17 protein-coding genes are annotated in these 20,056 nt (G+C 39.6%); all 17 read left to right on the top strand.

Translation table 11 applies throughout. From position 1 onward, the window contains the following. Nucleotides 1-66 precede the first annotated feature (66 nt). Nucleotides 67-951 carry a Kiwa anti-phage protein KwaB-like domain-containing protein gene (locus tag HMPREF3090_RS04175; protein WP_067975382.1) on the top strand — a complete coding sequence of 295 codons (885 nt, stop codon included), beginning with the start codon at nucleotides 67-69 and terminating at the stop codon, nucleotides 949-951. Between the two features lie 7 nt (nucleotides 952-958). Continuing rightward, the gene (locus HMPREF3090_RS04180) at nucleotides 959-1,501 is read left to right on the top strand and encodes a hypothetical protein (RefSeq protein ID WP_067975386.1); all 543 of its coding nucleotides are present in this window, start codon (nucleotides 959-961) and stop codon (nucleotides 1,499-1,501) included. 207 nt (nucleotides 1,502-1,708) lie between these two features. Next, nucleotides 1,709-4,381 carry a G5 domain-containing protein gene (locus tag HMPREF3090_RS04185; protein WP_168140253.1) on the top strand — a complete coding sequence of 891 codons (2,673 nt, stop codon included), beginning with the start codon at nucleotides 1,709-1,711 and terminating at the stop codon, nucleotides 4,379-4,381. 326 nt (nucleotides 4,382-4,707) lie between these two features. Then, nucleotides 4,708-5,724, top strand: a complete 1,017-nt coding sequence (locus tag HMPREF3090_RS09565; protein ID WP_143485078.1) for a hypothetical protein — start codon at nucleotides 4,708-4,710, stop codon at nucleotides 5,722-5,724. Between the two features lie 73 nt (nucleotides 5,725-5,797). Beyond that, nucleotides 5,798-6,493 (top strand): hypothetical protein, encoded by a 696-nt coding sequence (locus HMPREF3090_RS04195; protein WP_067975398.1) that lies wholly within the window; start codon nucleotides 5,798-5,800, stop codon nucleotides 6,491-6,493. Nucleotides 6,494-7,077: 584 nt separating this feature from the next. After that, nucleotides 7,078-8,082, top strand: coding sequence for a hypothetical protein (locus tag HMPREF3090_RS04200; RefSeq protein ID WP_067975401.1), 1,005 nt, complete (start codon nucleotides 7,078-7,080; stop codon nucleotides 8,080-8,082). Further along, nucleotides 8,033-8,560 carry a HEPN domain-containing protein gene (locus tag HMPREF3090_RS04205; RefSeq protein ID WP_143485077.1) on the top strand — a complete coding sequence of 176 codons (528 nt, stop codon included), beginning with the start codon at nucleotides 8,033-8,035 and terminating at the stop codon, nucleotides 8,558-8,560. The genes HMPREF3090_RS04200 and HMPREF3090_RS04205 overlap by 50 nt, the downstream gene beginning before the upstream one ends. Before the next feature lie 56 nt (nucleotides 8,561-8,616). After that, on the top strand, nucleotides 8,617-10,128 hold the full coding sequence (locus tag HMPREF3090_RS04210; protein ID WP_067975409.1) for a DNA/RNA helicase domain-containing protein: 1,512 nt from the start codon (nucleotides 8,617-8,619) through the stop codon (nucleotides 10,126-10,128). A 222-nt stretch (nucleotides 10,129-10,350) separates the two neighbouring features. Continuing rightward, entirely contained in the window at nucleotides 10,351-11,436 is a 1,086-nt protein-coding gene (locus HMPREF3090_RS04215) for a DUF5067 domain-containing protein (protein WP_067975412.1), read from the top strand. A 140-nt stretch (nucleotides 11,437-11,576) separates the two neighbouring features. Then, entirely contained in the window at nucleotides 11,577-12,728 is a 1,152-nt protein-coding gene (locus HMPREF3090_RS04220) for an ImmA/IrrE family metallo-endopeptidase (RefSeq protein ID WP_067975416.1), read from the top strand. Nucleotides 12,729-12,991: 263 nt separating this feature from the next. Next, complete coding sequence (locus HMPREF3090_RS04225; protein ID WP_067975419.1) at nucleotides 12,992-13,549, top strand: hypothetical protein; 558 nt, start codon at nucleotides 12,992-12,994, stop codon at nucleotides 13,547-13,549. Between the two features lie 2 nt (nucleotides 13,550-13,551). Then, nucleotides 13,552-13,827 carry a hypothetical protein gene (locus tag HMPREF3090_RS04230; protein ID WP_067975422.1) on the top strand — a complete coding sequence of 92 codons (276 nt, stop codon included), beginning with the start codon at nucleotides 13,552-13,554 and terminating at the stop codon, nucleotides 13,825-13,827. A 15-nt stretch (nucleotides 13,828-13,842) separates the two neighbouring features. Continuing rightward, the gene (locus HMPREF3090_RS09950; protein WP_083272371.1) at nucleotides 13,843-14,250 is read left to right on the top strand and encodes a protein-export chaperone SecB; all 408 of its coding nucleotides are present in this window, start codon (nucleotides 13,843-13,845) and stop codon (nucleotides 14,248-14,250) included. A 440-nt stretch (nucleotides 14,251-14,690) separates the two neighbouring features. Then, nucleotides 14,691-16,055: a PTS sugar transporter subunit IIC gene (locus HMPREF3090_RS04240; protein WP_067975425.1), complete on the top strand. Its 1,365-nt coding sequence runs from the start codon at nucleotides 14,691-14,693 to the stop codon at nucleotides 16,053-16,055. 498 nt (nucleotides 16,056-16,553) lie between these two features. Beyond that, complete coding sequence (locus tag HMPREF3090_RS04245; RefSeq protein WP_070485993.1) at nucleotides 16,554-18,140, top strand: sensor histidine kinase; 1,587 nt, start codon at nucleotides 16,554-16,556, stop codon at nucleotides 18,138-18,140. Beyond that, nucleotides 18,118-18,879 (top strand): response regulator transcription factor, encoded by a 762-nt coding sequence (locus HMPREF3090_RS04250; RefSeq protein WP_070485995.1) that lies wholly within the window; start codon nucleotides 18,118-18,120, stop codon nucleotides 18,877-18,879. Before HMPREF3090_RS04245 ends, HMPREF3090_RS04250 begins: the two co-directional genes overlap by 23 nt. Further along, nucleotides 18,863-19,942, top strand: coding sequence for an extracellular solute-binding protein (locus HMPREF3090_RS04255; protein WP_067975436.1), 1,080 nt, complete (start codon nucleotides 18,863-18,865; stop codon nucleotides 19,940-19,942). The genes HMPREF3090_RS04250 and HMPREF3090_RS04255 overlap by 17 nt, the downstream gene beginning before the upstream one ends. The last annotated feature ends 114 nt before the right edge of the window (nucleotides 19,943-20,056 follow it).

Below are 20,056 nucleotides of genomic sequence, written 5' to 3' on the forward strand. Positions count from 1 at the left end.
AGATTATACTAGATTAGTTAGATATAATTAAATTAGTAACTATTTTAGATTTGAGGAGGAGTCGTTATGAATTTAGACACAGTGGTAAATCAGATTCGAAATTCAAATATTATTCATCTCCATATGTGTCAAAAGAATCCTCAAGGATACGTAACTTTTACACCAAATATCACAGATCAGGTTAAAAATGAGCTTAAGAGAATATCAATTGATTATCTTGAGACTAAAGCAAACATTAAGCAAGTCGAATATAACCCAACAAGAACTATTTCAGGAACAGTTGAAACCGTTAAATTCCAAGATTTTGATTCAGTTACTGAATTTTTTGAAACTTTTAAAGAAGAGGCTGGAATTGGTGAAATAACACCTATTCTTATAGATTTTTTCATATATGAATTTGAAATTCAAGATAAAAGTATTTATCTCTTTAGGAGACACAATAAGAATAAGGCACTTAGAAAAGGTATACTTGGTAAAATATTAAAAGGCTATTATAAGAGTATTGAAACCGAGGATATATTAACAATAGATGATAAAATTGATTTTTTAGTATACGAAAATGAGATTATTGTATTTTATCATACTGCTTTTGAGAGAATATTTAATTTAGATGCCGAATTTTACGATAAAGCTGAAATTGTATTGGAAGCAGATATGTTTAAAAATAAAATAATTGGATATGATGCTTTAAAAGAAGATCTTCTGGATAATAAAAATTTGGTTAAAAGAGTTTCAAAATTAGAAGGTGATATAGATAAAGCCACTATGTTTTTAAAGCATATGCGTAGAACGGAGGCTGTAATAAATCGTTTTGATTTACCGATTTCTATAATTGGGGATCAAATTTGTTACGAAGATAAGAGTCAGTTAGGAGAAATTGTACTTTTGATGCAGGATGCATATTACAGAACTTTTATTGGAGAGGAAGACGGAGTAGACGAAGGGAGATAAAGTTATTATGAACCTTTTGTTTAGGATCCTTTTATATATATCATCATATCTTCCACTTGTTGTTTTGATTTTCATTCAAAATATGTATGATTTAACTTGGAAAGCTGCCTATAAGACACTAGTAAACAATATTTTTTTTTGGAAAGTAGTATTTTTAGCAGTATTATTTTCAAGTATGGCATTAATATTCTGGTTAATTGCTATAAAAAAGGAAAGTGCATCTGATGGCAGGAAATATAGTGTTGATAATTTGAAAGAAATTGATGTAGAAGTACTGAATTATTTTGTAACCTACATAGTACCTTTGTTATCATTAGATATATCTTCTAAAACTAGTATACTAGTTAATTTTCTGTTTATTGTATTATTAGGAATATATTTCGTAAGGAATAATGCTCTCCATTTTAATATTATGTTAATTTTATTAGGATACCATATATACACGAATGATAAAGATCATATTATTATTTCTAAAAGAACATTATATGAAATAAAAAATAACGCTCTCAAAGCTGATCAAATAGGTACTAGTCAAATTTTTTACATTTAACTTTTTTAATATTATAGATATTCGTTAATAAACTATATTCTTAAGTTAATAAAAGATCAAACTGAAAGATTAAATTTTAAAATCAAGGCAACTGAAAATGTAGATTATAAGCAGATTTACATACCCATTAACACATTTTCAGTTGCCTTTTAATCTAGTGTTTCAGATTGACTTTTTAGAATAAAATAAATGAAAGCGAGAATACCGATGAAAAAATCCTTCCTACCTCTAGCCACGACTTCCTTGATCCTCACCGCATTTCTTGCCCAGGGCGAGCAGGTCCAGGCCGAAGAGCAGCCCGCTGCAGAATACGCTGCGAGTGATAAGCTAGTTGAAAGCAGCCCAGCAGCAGATTTAGCTAGACCAAGCGAAGTAAAACCAGCGCCAACTCGTCCAGAATCTGCTCCTAGTGAGGAAGCAAGTTCAAGCTCTGCCGATGACCGCCACCAAGCCTATCGTAAAGAGCAGGATCAGAAGGTTATTGAAGACTATGAGAAATTAGTTGAAACGCCGGTTGAGGTGGTGATTTCTAATACTAATGAGAGTATTAAAATGCCTCCCCAGGATGAAAACGAGGATGTCATTTATAAGCAAACTTATACCGGCAAAGCTGTTATTCCAAAAGGTGAATCTATACCAACCTTGGACTTGGATACTAATTTGGATGAACCAATTATTCTGCAGTCATTCGTAAATCTTGATCAAGAAAAAGCTAAAATAGATGGCCTAGCAGCGATTAAAGAATTACGTTCGATTGTTTGGGATATGGAAGGAAACAGTGAATTAATCGGTGAACAAGTTAATCCTAAAACTGGCGAACGGGTTGAGGGGGTTTGGATTAATGGTAAACGTCTTCGAGATCGATTGAAAGCTGAAGGTATTAGTACCAAGGAAGAATATGTTAATCGTCTTTCGTGGAATAGTGATTTAGAAAATTTAGCTTTGTTAAATCTAGGGGAAGCTAAGGATGCTTATTTTTCTTTAAGAGATTATGAAGAGCTTTCTAAAACGACTAATGCTAATGAATCATATTGCGATAGAGTAGTCCTTAATGAAATTAATAGTTCTTTGACTTTAAAAGAAAATATTGTTAAACAGTTTGGGTTAGATGTTATAACTCAGCATAGTTATAATCAAGGGATAGAAGAATCAAATATTTCAAAATTTTTGAATCTAGTATTAAATCCTAGAAATAGGTCATTCGCCTTAGCTGTAGATTATCAGCCATGGGAATCAGATAGACCTAAATCATTTAGTCTAATATCTTCAGATAAATATCAGGAAAAAGATGCTTCCAAGAATTATAAAGGCGAATTTATTATTCTGTTTAACCAAAATTTTAAAGAGCATAGCCAATATCAAAGTATTGATTTTCCACCAATTTTTGAAGGATCACAATATGAATTGCCAATTTTTGTAAACTCTTATGGTGCGAGTCGTAGATTGGTACACAGCTTTGAAGGAAATAGGTATTCATTAAATTCTGAAATTGTTAAATTCAATGAGGATGGGTCAATAACAGCTCTTAAGCCTGGAAAAACAATTTTATTTATTAATATTGACGGTATACTTAAATCGATGACTGTGGAAGTTGTACCTTCACCGATTGTTGAAGATAAAATAACTGTATGGGACGGTAAATATGTTTACCCAATATACATAAAAAATCCTGATATGTATGTTGGAGAAGAGCGCGTGATAGAGGAGGGTCGACCTTCTTTACGCTATTATTTAACCCGAGATATTTTATCGGTAGATGGTAAATTTTTAAATAGAGAGTTTTTGAAAGATTGGGAGATTCCAGGGATTGATCAGGTTATTGAATATGGAACTAAGAAAAGACCTGATAAGAAAGCTGCACCTAGAGATGTAATTACAGGCCACCTTTACGAATCCATCCCCGGTTACTTCGAAGTTCTCCCAGGCTACCACATCCGCCTGGTCCCTGAAACCGAAGATCAGGTGCTTCGAATTAATGAGCAGAATTTCAAGACGGTGATTCAGCCGCGCGACGATCTGGCTTTGGGTGAGCATGTGATCATCCAGGACGGCGTGAATCGCTATACCGAGGTCACCAATCGGATTTATAAGGGCCACCAGAATAATATCCTCAAGACCCAGGAGATTTCTCGCCAGGACTTCCCCGGCCAAGACCTGATTATTGGTGTTGGCACAGGCAAGGGTGGTGCAGAACTTCCTGGAGAGGAGGGCCCTGTAGAGAAAGCACCAGCTTCAAGAGTTCCTGAAGAGACTGTTTCTGAGACGAAAGTAACGCCAGTTAAGGAGACGGGTGAAAAAGCACCGAATCTTAGCCCAGGTCATGCGGCTAAGCAAGAGGGGACTGAGATGCCTCATGTAGAGGAGGATAGACCGACTCCTTCGCGCAACGGACAGGCTGAGGAAGAAGGTTTTGATCAGGTGACGACGGGTGCTGTAAGTACGGAAGCTTCTGTTGAAGGTCCAGTTGTGGCAGCAGCTCAAGACGAAGTTGGTCCTGATCTAGTAAGTGCAGTAGCAGTGTCTATAGATTCTGGTCAGATGAGTCAAGGTATTGATGAAGTATCTGCAAGTGAAGCGCTTGCATCTCAAGATGAGAAGTCAATGGATCACTCGGAAGCTCAAGGAAGCCGAGCAGGTGCCTCAGAAGAGTCTGATTCAGCGAAGGACCAAGCAAAGGGTAAGATTGCTCAAGTGACAGCTTCTAGTCAGTCGCAAGTAAGGTCCAGTTCAGATCCATTTGTTCACAGCCCAAGCGTTTCCACCCAGCTCCCCAAGACAGGCGCACGATCACTCCAGCCTGCCCTAAGCCTAGGACTGTCTAGCCTAGCACTCGGCTTGTGTCTAAGTTTGCGTGCTGGCAAGAAGGGGAGAAAAGAGTAATGATAGAGGATAGCTAAATAAGGACATCCCCCTAGAAGTAGTGTTTCTAGGGGGATGTATTGTGCATGGAAGCTTTTTTGCTTTTTGAGGTGGTATAATAGAGGTGAATTTGTGGTGGGAGGACTGGCAAAAACTATCAATCTGAAATTAGCTTTGATATTTGGAGAACAATTATTTTGAGAGTAAAGTAATTTTATGAGACAAATTTTTTAAGTTATTGAAGTTTAGAAAAATTAGATGGGGTGTTTTATATCAATCAACATGAACAAGTAAATTTACTATCAAAAAGTTTAATTAGTTATGATGGTCAGACATTGTTAAGGTTAATGTCAACAGTAAATGATGGTGTCTTTATATTGTTTATACTACCTTATTTAGCTTTACATATACGTTCTTCAAGTGAATTTTTAGAATTAGAAATGAATAATGATGATTTCGTTGAAAAAGTAAAAGATATTAGGAATGGTCTTAAGTTTTTCTCTGATGGCCATTCTAAAACTCGTAGAAAGGTCAAAGAAGTATCTGATACACAAGATAATTTTTTTGTAAATCTAATGCGATTTCCTATACTTAAAAATTTAAAATTGCATTATGATTTAGGAATATATTTTGATGAAAAAGGTAACTTGATTGGGAATACTCAATGCGCTTCAATATGCTTAAATATAGAATATGATCAAAACATTTTAGGAGAAGAGTGTTTTAAAATAGGATGTGGAATGGGCTCTCAAATACGGTCTATAGTAGAATATAATAGATGTTTTATTGACTTTTCAGATGTGACTTTATTTAAGGATAAAAAACCTGTTCTATTTTATAAAGATTATCATACAGATAAAATGGATAATGTATTTCGAATAGCTCTAAGTAAAGAGCAGAATTTAATGTTACTTCATTTAGCCAGTATATTGGGGTTCACCAATAATTATCTTTTGAGATATCTTGATGCCGATAATAACTGGGTATTTCGTATTCTATATGTTAACGTTCATAATGTTTTTACCGCATTAAATAGATTTGAAGCATATTTACAACAAAACGATAAGGAGAAAATTAATCTCTCTCAATTAACTTCATTGCTAAATTATGGGAAAAAGGAAATTATTTCTAGTACTTTTAGAAATTGTATGATGCACTATGGATTTATTGATAAAAATTCCAGTGTAGTGATATCAAAAAATAATTTTAACACAGGGAAAATGTGGTTTGGTTTAGTAGAAGAGTGTTTTAATGGTAAAAAATATGAAGAATACCATCAAGATTTAATACAATATTCAAAAGAACTAGAACAATGGTTAAATTCTTTCTTTAATTTTGAAAAAGAAAGGTTAACTAGACTTTAGTAGCTTAGTTTAAAGTATTGGAAACTAATTTTTTTAGCTAGCCATGATATTTTAGATAGAGAGGAAGTATCCTATGAAAGGCAAAATAAGTTTACTTTTACTCGCTAGCCTGGCCTTGTCCGCCTGCGCTGGATCGACCACTGACCAGGGAGCGGCATCAAGTGTTTCTGAATCTGCACCTAAACAAGCAGTTTCATCAGTCGCCAAAGTTCAATCTTCTAGCACTTCATCAAGTGAGAGCTCAAGCCAACCCAACAGCTCTGAGAGTCAGGCACCAGCTAAGCGCGAGGAAGCACCAGTTGAGCCAGATTCCAGAGCTCTCTACCAAGCCGAGGAGTACCAAGAATCCAAGGAATATCCCGGCTACACCAACAAAGAAGTTGAAATGGTCCGGGTCTGGTTAAGTTTAATGGATAATACCGAGCTTTTTCCTTATGGCAATGATGGCGACCACATAGACGCTAGTTTCTTACCAGCAGGAAGCCCAGTGGATCCCAACGCGCCAGAGCTTTCTCCAGTCTGGCCCAATGACACCTGGAGTTTACATATGGGCAAAACCATGGCAGGGGCTTCCATCTTCCAATATTCCAGTAATTACGATGGCACGGTTACTATTTATCGGTGCCCCTACCACTGGCACAGTAGTCCAGAAGCCGACGCAGCACTTGCAGTCGAAGTCTTAGAAAATGCCTTCGTACTACCTGTCGAACCCTACACCCCAAGCCAAGTCCAACCACTCCTCGATGCATTGCAAATATGGGACGAGTGAAAGACTTCCCACATAACCGCAAAAAATCCCCCTAGAACTAGCAGCCTCTAGGGGGATATCTTGTAATGTAGATCTATCTGTGCTCAGTGTATTGTTCTAGTGGTTGAACGCTATTCTTGGTGGTTGAACAAGAAGTGATAATCGACTAGCCCATACTAACCCACACGCTTATCCCACACCTAAGCGATAAATATTCCGTGAAGCTAGAACTTTAAGGGAGTGAGCTGACATGATTGGTCTACATACTTTCTACGGTTATTATAGCATTGAATGGGACGATTGGGTAATTGTGGATTAAATTTATTAACTACGACTCGATTTCAATTGCAGGGGGTCCATATTCATTTGAAAATTTAGTTTAGTCTATTAAATTACTGATGAAACACATAATCTGTATTTTTTCTTTTGGCTTTTAACAATGACACAACACTGAAATCTAAGGTAAAGGTTAATCTCAAAGTATTGTGTAGATTAAATTCAAATAATAATTCTGGAAAACACTAGATATAGTGCGAAGGTTATGTTGAAAAAACTATATGTAGTCGTTTAGAATTGAACTATAAGAATTATGGAGGGGATTAATAATGAGATTAAGCAAGTATAACTTAGAAGAAGACTTTGTAATCGAAGGTTTGTGGTTTTTGGATGGTCAAAATATTAGAGATCACTATTTTGGAAGTTTAACATATAATTCAGATAATATTATATTAAGAATTCAGGGTTTAGATGTAGAAACAGATCAAATCCAAAGATTATATGGTTTATCGCAAGATGGAAAACTTATAATTTTGAATAATATTATCATGAAGAAGTGGAATAGTTCAATACCCGGCTACGTAGTTAGTGATTTTATAGTAAATTCATTTTTTATCATTGAAGTGCTTTTTGGCGAGGCTTTCAATGAGAATGGTATAAACTCTGATGTGTTGGATCTTTTTTCAAAAGACTACAGAATATTAAAAGTTGATAAATTAAAGTTTGGGATCGAGACGATTACTGATATTTTAAATAGGAAAAACTTTGAAGAAATAGAAGATCGAATTAATAGTACCTATCAGTTTATATTTAAACCTTCCTCGGCGATAAAATACACTATTACAGATCAAAACCTTCTAATTAAAGAAGTGCTACAACCTATACCCCATCATGGATGGCATAGTTTTACATATAAGGAAGAGATTAATTATATTTTATCTAGTACAAATGGAGTGATCGATTTTTATGAATTGCTAGATCACGCAAATTATATAAAAAATTTGTATGAATTTGTCTTATTTAAAAGTTTAAGACATACGTTCATAGAATTCACTAAAGAATTGAATAATGATAATCAAAATGTACAAAATACAAAGGTTCAGATAGAACAGAATAAAGAAAAAAATAGAGCTCCAATAGTCAAAGGAAGATATTATTATACTCAATTATGCAGTAATAATGTAGTAGGAAAAGGGTTAAGAATGACTGCAAATTCAATATTTAAAAATTTCGAAGATTTGATTCAAAGTTGGTATCAAGAAAAAGAGAAGTTGCAGTTCATTGTTGACGGTATTATTGCTGATTTTATCAATGCCAACTTTTGCAGAAAATAAACTATTGAATTTAATTAGATATTTAGAAGTATTCTGCAGGAATTATAGAGAAATAAAGGATAATAAACCTCAAGAATACTATGAAAATCAAGCTAGAATTTTAGAATATATTCAAGATAATGTAGATGTTGAATTTACTAAGGTTTTTTCTGAGAATATTAAATATGATGATGAAAAAAACCTTAGGAAAAAATTAAATACATTATTTAAAGAGCTTCCTGATCCAATAAAAAGTGAAATAAAACAAGAAGACAAGAGTCCTTCCAAGTCAATATCTAGTCTTGCACACAAGTTAGTTGATACTCGAAATTATCGTACTCATGGAGATGATCCTGATAAATATAAAAGTAGAATTACAGATCCTAATGAGGTCGTAGAGATACTAAATCTTCTAGAGCAGATTCTGCACTACTTAGTAATGAATGAACTTGGAGTACCAAAAACAGCGATTAGAGAATTTCAGATGAATCGTTTTTAAAGTATATTTACTTTTTGAATTTTTGAGATATGCAGAATTAATTTGAAGGAGAATGTATGGACTTAATTACTTTGAAAAATATTGGCTTAAATAAAGGGATAAATACTGAAGATTTAAGAAAAAGTGGGATTAGCTTGAGAGATGAAGAATTTGAATCTATCTCAAAGCTAGTAGACAAACTGTTATCTTTGGAAGGAGTAGAAATTGATAAGTTTATAAAGAAAAGTAATGGATTTGAATGTGGATATGAAATACCACAAATTGGAAAAGAATTCGATTTGCTAAGATTTGGAAATAACTATAATTTAAATATTGAAATAAAAAATGGATCAACCATGGAAAAACAAATGAGTCAAATTCATAGAAATGAGTATTATTTAAAGGCAATAAATAATAACTTTGAAATTATTTCTGTAGATACGGGAACTAATACTTGTTTGGCTAGTAGTATTAAAAATGGAAATATTAATAGTATTATTGAGGTTGACTTTCTTTATATTTATAAAATGATCATTAACCAAGATATTATCCAAATGAGTAATTTAGACGAGATATTTCATCCTAAATATTACTTAGTAAACCCTTTCAATAACACAAAAAAATTTTTAAAAGAAGAATATATGTTAACGAGTCATCAAGAAGAAATCCTAAAAACGTATCATAAAAGTTATTGTATAGCGGTCGAGGGTGGGCCTGGAACAGGTAAATCTCTATTGTTATATAGCATTGTGCAAGATTTGATTAATAATTGCAATAAGACTAAAGAAGATATCTTAATTATACATTGTGGGACTTTGAATAGTGGGCATAGAAAATTACAGGAAAATGGTTTTAATATAGTCGAATCTAGATTTTTTAAAGCAGGAAAAATTTCTGAAAGCACTAAATATATATTTATTGATGAAGCACAAAGAATATTTCCAAATCAAATGGAAAATGTTATGAATCAGGCTGAAGAAAAAAATATACTGTTAAATTTTTTCTTTGATCCTTTTCAAACTTTTTTTGAAAATAGTGAAGGTGAAGAAGCAAAAGCAAAATTTTTTGAATATATAGAGGAACATGATGGAAGAAAATATAAGTTAAGTAAGAATATTAGAACTAACCAAGATTTATCGGTATTTATAGATCAAGTTATGGAGTATAGACCAAAGCAAATTAAAGTTATTGATAACTCTGATGAGAAAATAAAATTAATTTACACTGCAGATCATGAACAAACTAAAGCAATATGTAAAGCATATGGATATAAAAGATATAAAATATTGAGTTATACTCCTTCACAATACGACTATGATTTATTTGACGATTATAAAATAAGTGAAAACATTCCACAATATACGATAGGTCAAGAGTTTGACAAGACGGTAGTTATAATACCTGAATTCTTCTATTATGAGAGAAATCAAGAAGGAAAAATGGAAATAAAAAGTCCAACGAGAGGTAGTTATTACTCAGGACCGAAGATGTTATTTCAAAATATCACTAGGGCAACAACAGAAATAGTCTTTGTTATTGAAAATAATGAGGAAGTTTTCAACTCGTTAATAAAATTTTTAAGTAGATAATCATTTTTATATGTTGAAATGTAACTTAAAGCTACTATAAATTTATTATCATAATTGGATATAAATTTTATATTTAAACTATATTTTTATGGTGAAACTGCTCCTAGATTTTAAAAATCATAAGATTAGATAAAAACTTTCACACCCATTAAGATCTTTGATACACCACCATCCCCCAATTTGCTATAATTTTCTCATTATGGATTGTGGAGGAAGTGACTGATGAGGAAATTATACCGCTTGGCCTTGCTGGTTATAGTAGGCCTGGTTTTGTGTGCTTGTGAGAAGGAATCACCGTCGTCTGCCTTACCGGGAGCTTATCGCTCAGATAAGTTGAAGCTCTATGAGAATGTGCCCGAGGATTTTGACGGGACCTACCTGGATACGGTGGATATTGATATCGAGATAGAGGACGTCCGTGTCCTGCCTGTTGGGGCCGAGGGTAACGAAGAGGGGGAGGCCCCTGTGATTGCCTTCTGGTACCAAGCGACCAACAAGTCGGAGGAAGAGCTATCGCCTTTCGAGGCTTGGATCCGCTGTTTTGTTCCAACCCAGCACCAAGATCAGTTGGATGATAACTTGGACAATGACCTGGCTATCGCCAAACTTCCGGATGCTCGTTACAGGAAGACCCAGAACAAGAAACTGAAGCGAAACGAAAGTGCTAAGACCGCCATTGCTTTCAAGATCGCGGATATGAAGGCGCCGGTGACCCTGTTCGCCAAGACTGCTCAGGGCAAACTTCTAGGCAGTCAGGACTATAACCCTGCTGACCTATTGAAGGACCGCTTGCTCAAGAAGACGGCGAGTGGACAGAAGGCTGACGCCACATCTTCGACTGCAAGAGGGACTAAGACCAAGCAGAAGGGGAATTATCCTTCTAAGCGGGTGGAAGGGGCAATCATTGAGAGCTTGAACGCCATGTTGAATGGCGCCGTCACTAAAGGCAATATTATTTATTGGTTGAAGGCAGAAGGTTACACAGATGCCGAAATTAATGAGGCTTTGACCTATATCGATCTCGATGACTTATATGGTTCAACAACTTATGGTGGGCGTGATCCCTATGATGCTACCCCTGAACCTATCCAGCCTAGTGGAGCATCTGATACGAGCTACCCTGAAGGTCTCCCATCTGATGATGGCCAAGCGCCTTATATACAGCCGGGTTCATCGTCGCCTTCTCCTAGTGCCCCATCTGCTGGACCTGGAGCTAGCGGTTATATAGATGATGCACCAGTAGACGATTACGATTACTCAGGTGATTGGCCAGACTGGAGTGCAACAAATCCAGCACCATCCTATTAGATATTTCATGAACGAAGGCTCTCTCCTAAGTCAATTAGAAGACTTAGGGGAGGGCTTTTTTTCTTAGGCGTAGGATGATCTCAGTCGTCTTTCTTGGCCATTTCTGCTACAATGAGCTTAATGAGAGAGGGGGGATTTGAATGCCGACAGCTCGCGTGCCAGTTAATCCGAAGCTGATTAAATATTACATGGATCAAGCCTTCTTAACGGAAGTTGACCTATCGAATAAGTCTACTTTTAAGAAACTTGACGAGTGGTTATCAGGGGAAATTTATCCTACTTTTAAGCAGCTTGTCGATTTAAGTAAGGAACTGCATGTACCAGTTGGTTATTTTTTCCTTGAGCAGCCAGTTGACGATACACCAGATCTGATTGCTTATCGGACTTTGGGGTCTAAAGAAGATCATTCATCTGTTTCCCGTGAACTGATTGAGAGTATTCAATGGGTAGAGGATCAACAGGCTTTTTTATCAGACTATCGTAAGCGGCAAGGCTTTGAGAACTTGGACTATGTCGCTAAATATAAAACATACGCGGTGGACGATGTTGAAGAACTTGCGAATGAAGCAAGAAAACTTTTAGGGCTTCCGCATGTTTGGCAAAAAGATCTCCAAGGGCAAGGCGCTTTTAAATATTTTAGACAGCGCTTGAATGCTATAGGGACGAGTGTGGTCGTCCAATCGCAAGTTGCTTTGAATACGCATCGGTCGCTTGATTTGGATGAATTTAGAGCTTTCGTCATCTTGGACGACTATGCTCCCTTTATATTTATCAATGGCAAGGATTCTAAGAATGGACGCTTATTCTCTCTTCTCCATGAATTTGGGCATATTTTGTTAGGCCAAGAAGATGTTTTGTCAGCTAATAAGATGCCAAATGATCTTAGCCAGTCTGAGAGACTATGCAATGCTTTTGCGGCTGAAATTTTAGTCCCTCGAGCTGCTTTTCTGAAGTCTTGGCATGACCAGACCCCAACTAGAGCTTTAATTGAAGACTTATCTAGGAAATTTAAGGTGAGCCAAATCGTTATTGCGCGCCGTGCTTTAGATGCCGACTTTATTGACCAAACCTTATATCAAGAAGTTGCCGAAGAAGTCAGTGAACAATTTAGGCAAAGTGAAGCTAAAAGAAAACAAGCTTCAGGAGGTCCTGATTTTTGGACAACTTTGCAGTCCCGGCTCGATCCTCTCGTAACGGAGACTGTGTTCAATGCCTATTATGCAGGGGATATTAGATACAGTGATGCAGCTAATTTATTGAATATGCCACTTAGTATGTTACAAAAGCTGTAGTCATAACTTAACTTTTTGGTATCATTATATTAGAAAAATTGATTTGATTGAATGAAATATAGGAAGGTTTAGCTTTTGTCTAGCTAACAAACTAGTGAAATGTTATAATCAATTTGTGGAAGAGAAGAAGTCAATTATTTACCAATCGTACCCTTAGTAATTACTTAATCTAAGGGTATTATTGTATATACTTTTAGCAAGGATCCTTCCAAAGTCATATATTAATTTAATAATTACTTTGTAGCAATGAAAAGGTGAATACGGTGACCGATGATGTAATATATTATCTTCTCTATCATGGAACAACTGCTAGAGGTGCTACTGAAATCCTTAAAAACAAAGAATTTACTTTCAGAAAAAGAAATGATCATTGGTTAGGAAATGGAATTTATTTCTTTATAAATGACCTTGAAAAAGCAAAATGGTGGGGCGTACAGGCGTGTAGACGTGATAGATTAAAAAAACTAGCTATATTACAAATACAAAACTTTAAGATCAATAGAAACGATTTACTTGATTTAGATACTGAGGAAGATAGACAAAAACTATTTAATTTCTTGCAAGAATTAAAGTCACAAGGCATTAGTTTAAATACTGATCAAATGGTTAATGAAATTGAAATGCGAGCCTATTTAATTGAAATGTATGTTAAATATACCTCTAAAATTGCAAGTAAACAAACTTACTATAAACCTTCTCCTAAGCATTTATGGAACTTAGAGGAATTTGGTATTTTTAATTTACAAGTTCAGTTTTGTATTTATGATAATGAAAGTATTGATTTTGAAAAAGTCCAATTATTTTTAGAGGAGGAGATTTAATTATGATAGACCTAAAAAAGTTGGAACAAATAGCTAATGAGATGGATATAGAGATTAGAACTGATTTAAAACCAGGCTTTTATTCTCAAGATAAGTATGCATCTTACAGCTCAATTTTTTCTATAAATATGGAGGGTATCTACTCATATAAAACTAAAATTCAAGAAAATGAAAATGATAATATACAAAAGAAATCAAAGAAGAGACTGTATTTTGAAACATTTAATTATAAGTCGAATGCATATCAAGAAATACAGAATCTTTCGTGTGCAGTGTAGAAAGGAAGCTCTTCAATGGATAATCAACCTGTAATTGAGCTATTGAGTTATCGCATTTCAAACATTAGATTGCAACATTTCAATGAACTAAATGAAGTTAATAATTTAGATCCTAAGATAGGGGATATTTCTGCAAATATTGGTGTAAGTGAGGATAAAGAAATTGCCCAAATCGAATTATCGACTTCTGTAGCTGCTAGAAGTAAAAATAATGATATTCAGCGGGCGATTAGTATGACGGTAGTCGGACAATTTAAAATTAATGAAAAAATTAATCACATCGATTATCTTAGAGTTAATGGTACGGCAATTCTTTTCCCATATTTAAGAACATTTATTTCAGTTGTTAGCTCATTAGATAATGAAGATGCAATTGTTATACCAACAGTAAATACTAATAATTTCACAAGTGAAAGTGAATGATGAAATTTTATAGGTACAAAACGATTTTTGTAGCAGGGCACACTATTCAAAAGTAAACCGTCTATTTGATTTCCTGTCATTTCTATAGCTAGCAATGTGGAAAATAGCACTTCTATAGTTTAAGCACCATTATGATTCTGAGCAGGAGTGGAGCTCGAGTTTGATCGTTAGCCATGAAAAAGCAAACGAAGCGAATTAGGGAGAGTTGGCGCAAGCCTTACTCTCCCTTTAAGTCTCGTTAGGCGAGAGACCTTGGCTCGAGCCGGTGCCATGGCTTTTCAAGGACCAAATTCAACAGCGCAACGTATGCTCAGAGCACAATTCACTTTGCATCATCCAAAAAGTATAGAATTTTCCACATTCTAGCCCACTTCTTCCCTATTTAAGCCTTTTCATCTCTTCTATAATTCAACTATAGAAGTTATGAGGAGGTTTTTCTTGTGTTTGAACAGGAATCCCGGGCCATTTTGGCTGCCTTAGCCGGCTCGGACAATATTAAATATATCGAATTAGTAGATGAGGGAATTGAGCTAGAACTCAAAGACCTCTCCTTAGTGAAATTGGACCAATTGGCCAGTCTTGACGGCATCCAGTCCCTGGACCTGGACGGCTACCAGCTGACCCTCCACATCCAGAACAGCCGCCAGGAAATCTATGAGAAGGTCCTCGACCTGATGGACCAAGGTCCGAAAGAAGAAGCCAAGGAAGAGAAGAAGGAATCCGTCTTCAACAAGGCAATCAAGGCCATCACGGCATCCCTTTCTCCAGTGGTTCCGATCATGGCTGGGGCTGGGCTAGGTAAGGTCATTGTCCTAGTCCTTAACCTGACCGGCGTCTTGGCTGAGGACGATAGCTTGTACATCTTCCTGAAGTTTATCTTTGATACGTCTTACTACTTCCTGCCCGGCTATGTCGGTTTCTCGGCTGCCAAGGTCTTCGGGGCCAACCGCTACCTAGGTGCCTTCATGGGCTTGATGACTGTCCACCCCACTTGGGTTAAGATGATTGAAGCGGGAACGGATGTTAATTTCTTGGGCTTCCATATTCCCCTGATTGAGTATGACACGACCCTGGTTTCGGCCCTCCTGACGGTCTGGATGATGTCTTACATTGAACGTTTCTTCCGCAAGTTTATCCCAGATATGATCAAGGTCTTCGGCGTTCCCTTGATGACCATGTTGGTAACTGCACCGCTGACCTTCCTTGTCTTTGGTCCGGTCGGCGACTGGGTCTCCCATGTGATCGCAGATGGGTCAGTTTGGCTCTATGACAACATTGGCTTTATCGCCATTCCACTCCTGGCTGCGGCCTATCCATGGTTGGTTTCCATTGGTGTCCACAAGTCGCTCAGTCCTATCTCCATTACCCTGGTGGCGGAGCAGGGCTACGACCCCATTATCCGCGTGGTTGCCCTCTGCGCCAACATGTCCCAAGCCGCTGCCGGTCTCGCCATCGGTCTGCGGGCTAAGAACAAGGAGCTGAAGTCCCTGGCCTTTTCAACCGGACTGACTGCCTTACTGGGTGGGACAACCGGTCCTGTCATGTACGGGGTTAACCTGCCTTTGAAAAAACCGATGTACGCTTCCATGATCGGTGCCTGTGCTGGTGGGATCTTCGCCAGCTTGATGAAGATGAAGGCCTTTATCTACGTGACGCCGGCCCTTCTGAGCCTGCCTATGTGGGTGTCCAAGGACCAATCCTATCTCGTTGAAGCCATCATCACGATCTTAATTGTGACCGTTGTGACGATCGTGGCTCAGTTCCTGCTCGGCTTCGATGAATCGGACTACAAGGTTAAAGACTAGATCAAAAAGAACAGAAATTTTGTCTTAAGGGACGGGATTTCTGTTTTTTTGAAGTCTTGCTTCCTTTTTAAATTGTACTAGTGAGCATACGTTCTGCTTTAATTTTTGGTCGTTATAGAGCCATGGCACCGGCTCGAGCCAAGGTCTCTCACCTAGCGAGACTCAAATGGCTAACGACCAAAATTAAAGCGCCACTCCTGCTCAAAATAGAAATGCTTCTTAAATTTAGTAGTCATCAATAATAAAATAATGAATTTTTTATTTCAAAATATCTTTGGTAAGCATTCATTCTTCTTTAATTTTTGGCCTTTGTGGCTGAGGAAAGAGATAAAAGAAGACTTTTTGCCTGCACCGGCATTGTCATTAGAGATAATGCCGAATCAAAAGAGCTACCGGCATTAACGCTTAAGAAGATGCCGGTACCGGGATAATCATGAAATTTAATTCGTGTTTTTTTCTTTTAAATGGTCTATACTAGATAAGCAAGGAGGTGGGCTTATGGCTCAGACGTTTCGAGAATCTTTGGAGCGGGATATGGTAAGGATTGGGACGCTCTTGGTGGTCCTGGTGTCGACGATTCTTGTACTTGTTTTTATGGCCTATGCTTATATTGAGCAGACGACCCAGTTGCGGCGCGATACGGAGGGGATTGCGGCGGCTTTTGCGGATGATTTAGCTGGGGCGGACCGGGTCCTCGAGGCCATGTTAGCGGCAGAGGGACCGGGGCGGGACTTGTCCTACCGCTTCTACCGGACCCAGGCTGACAACCACTTGGAGGGACAAGTTTTCCTGCTCGATGGGGAGGGGGAAGAAGTCTATAATAATGCACCCGACCGGCCCTTGCCGGCAAGCTACCGCCAGCTCTTGGCCGGTGGCGAGGGTGAGGCAGGGCGATTGACTTATTTCGATGTGGCGGGCCAGCCTTACTTGATGGTCTACCGTCGCCAGCCGGATAAGCTGGCGGTTTACTTGATCAAGGGCCAGGACCTGGTTCAGGCAGACCGGATCGATGCGGTATCCTATATCCTCTTGAATCCCTATAGCCGCGTCCTGGCTTCTGACAAGTCTGCGAATCTTGATCATGTGGCGGGGCGTGGACATTTTGCCTGGGTCAATAACCAGGTCTACCTTAGACAGCAGACGCCCCTCGCTTCCGGCTTCCAGCTCCAGACCCAGATTCTCTTCCTGCCTATCCTGTCGCTCTTGGCGATTTCTCTGGCTGGACTCCTACTTTTGATTCTTTTCATGGTGGGATTGACCAATCATTTCGCGGCTTATCTGGCCAAGCACAACAGCCAGGCTATCGATAGTTTGGTGGGAGAGACCCGGCGCATTTCCCAGGGGGACCAGGAGCGTCTTGAGGGGGACTATGAGGCAGACTTTGCCTACTTAGCCCAGGCCATGAACCTGATGTTGGCGCGGATCCGCCAGCTCAATGCCGACCAGATTGACTTGGAGCGGGACCGGGTCAATTATGAGCGCAAAATGTTGGAGGCCCAGTTCAACCCCCACTTTCTCTACAATACGCTGGAGACGATCCGGATCACTAGCCAGTTTGACCCCAAAGTCTGCAGCCAGTTGATCCGCTCGCTGACGACCATCCTCCGCTATTCCATGGGTGGGCAGATGGCGGATGCTGCCCTGGCTGAAGATCTGAAGGTGATTGACCATTATCTCCAGGTCACCCAGGTGCGCTTTCCCCAATTTTCTTATGCCATTCACTGTCCGGAGGCTTTGGGCCAGGTCCAGGTGCCCCGGCTCTTCTTGCTTTCGGCGATTGAGAATGCCATTAAGTATGGGCGGGACCAGCGGCCGGACTTGCGGATTGACTTGACCGTGGATTGCGAGGAGGACCAGGTCTTCTTTTGTCTGGCCGATAATGGGCCGGGCTTTAGTCAGGAGGCGCGGGCTCATTTAGCCGCAGACTTGGCTGCCAACCGCGGCCAGCACGGCTTGATGAATTCGATCAAGCGCCTGCATTTTCTATACCCTGAGGCCCAGTTGGAAGTGAAGGACTCGGACGAGGGGGCGTGTTTAATTTATTGGATAAGGAGGCCGGCTCATGTACCGGATTGTGATCGTTGAAGATGAAGAATGGATTCGTAAGTGGTTGGTCTACGGTGTGGACTATGCCCAGCTGGGAGCCCTGGTGGTCGGCGAGGCCTCGAATGGTCAGGAGGGCGCAGCTTTGATCCGCGACAGCCAGCCCGACCTGGTGCTGACGGATATCACCATGCCCTTCATGGGGGCTTTTGAGATGTTTGACGCCGTGTCAGACCTGACTTTTGAGAAGATTATTATCTCGGGCTACAATGATTTCGCCAATGCCAAGGCGGCTATCCGCTACGGGGTGGTGAACTTTGTGACCAAACCGATCGATGAAGAGGAACTCCTGGCTTCTGTCCGCGAAGCCTTGTCCCGGCTGGCACCGGAAGAGGAAAGGCAGGGTCTGGCAGATGAGCTCTTGTCTGGCCTCGTTGCAGACCCTGATGCCCTCGTCCAGGAGGTTCTCGCCTATGTCCACACCCACTTCAAGGAGAAGCTGACCATGGCGCGGATGGCAAAGGTCCTGGGTTACAGCGAGTCCTATCTCTACCGGAAGATCAAGGCCAGTCTGACCGTTAGCCTGAGCGACTATATCCAGCGCTATCGAATTTCCCAAGCCGTCCAACTCTTAGAAGCCCAGGAAGACTTGAGGATTTCAGACTTGGCTACAGACCTTGGCTTTTCCGATTATAACTACTTCGACCAGGTCTTTAAGAAGTATGTGGGGATGACTCCCACAGCCTTTAGAAAGGGAGGCCAGGATGAGAAAACAGACTAAATTTTGGCTGGGACTTGGCCTAGTCCTGCTCTTGCTTCTAGGCCTGGTTTATTTTCAATCAACTAGGCAAGTGGAGGAAAAAGACTCCGGTCCAGAAAAAAGCCTGGTGATTTATTCGCCCAATTCGGAGGCTTTGTTGGCAACGGTCGTTCCCGCTTTCGAGCAGGCTTATGGGGTCAAGGTTCAAGTCATCCAGGATGCAACAGGCAAGCTTTTTGATCGACTCAAATCGGGCCAGGGCGATCCTGCTCCAGACCTGCTTTTTGGCGGATCGAGCCTCTGGTATGAAGCTAACCGGGATTATTTTATCCCCTATACTGCCAAGGGAGCGGATAAGCTGCCAGCTATCTTCCGGTCTAAGGACCAGACCTATACGCCCTATGCCATGGAGGGGACGGTGATTTTGGCCAACCGCCAGCTGACCCAGGATTTGACTATTCATTCTTATGGAGATTTGCTCGATCCGGCGCTCAAGGGTAAGATTGGTCTGGCCGACCCCCGGCTCTCTTCCAGTGGCTTCTCCCAATTACTGACTATTCTTTTGGCCAAGGGCGGCTATCAATCGGACGCGGCTTGGGACTATGTGCGCCAACTTTACCTGGCCCAGGAAGCCCAGATCTATAAGGAATCTTCGGAGGTCAACCAGAGTCTCGTCCAAGGGCAAGTGGCAGTCGGCTTGTCTACAGAAGCTGTGGCCCAACAAATGATTGCCGATGGGGCAGAATTGGACTTGATCTACCCTGAGGAGGGCACCCTCTACCTGCCCGCTGCAGTCGGCATCGCCAAGGGGACCAAGCACTTGGACCTGGCCCAGGAATTCGTCGACTACCTCTTATCAGCCCCCGTCCAAAGCTCCCTAGCCGATAGTTTATACCAACGTCCCATCCTAGCTAACCAAGGCCAGACCTCCAAGCTCCGTGACTGGCAAAGCATCAACCGCCTATCCGACGAAAGCTGGGACATCCTGGACCAACAAAAACAAATCCAAAATCGGTTTCAACAAGAGGGTGTGAAGGCTAGCGGGAGAAATAGACCTCTGGAGCCAAAAGCCAGAGAAGACTGAAAGTCTTCGGCGGATCTTTGTGAAGAGGAGCTATTTCTGCTAGCCTGAACCCTGACTAGAGGGTGTGAGCAAGAGCGGCTAGACTTGAATGACTGGAGCCCAAGCGGAAAAGAG

It is taken from the genome of Aerococcus sp. HMSC23C02, from assembly GCF_001806805.1.
Lineage (GTDB): Bacteria > Bacillota > Bacilli > Lactobacillales > Aerococcaceae > Aerococcus > Aerococcus sanguinicola.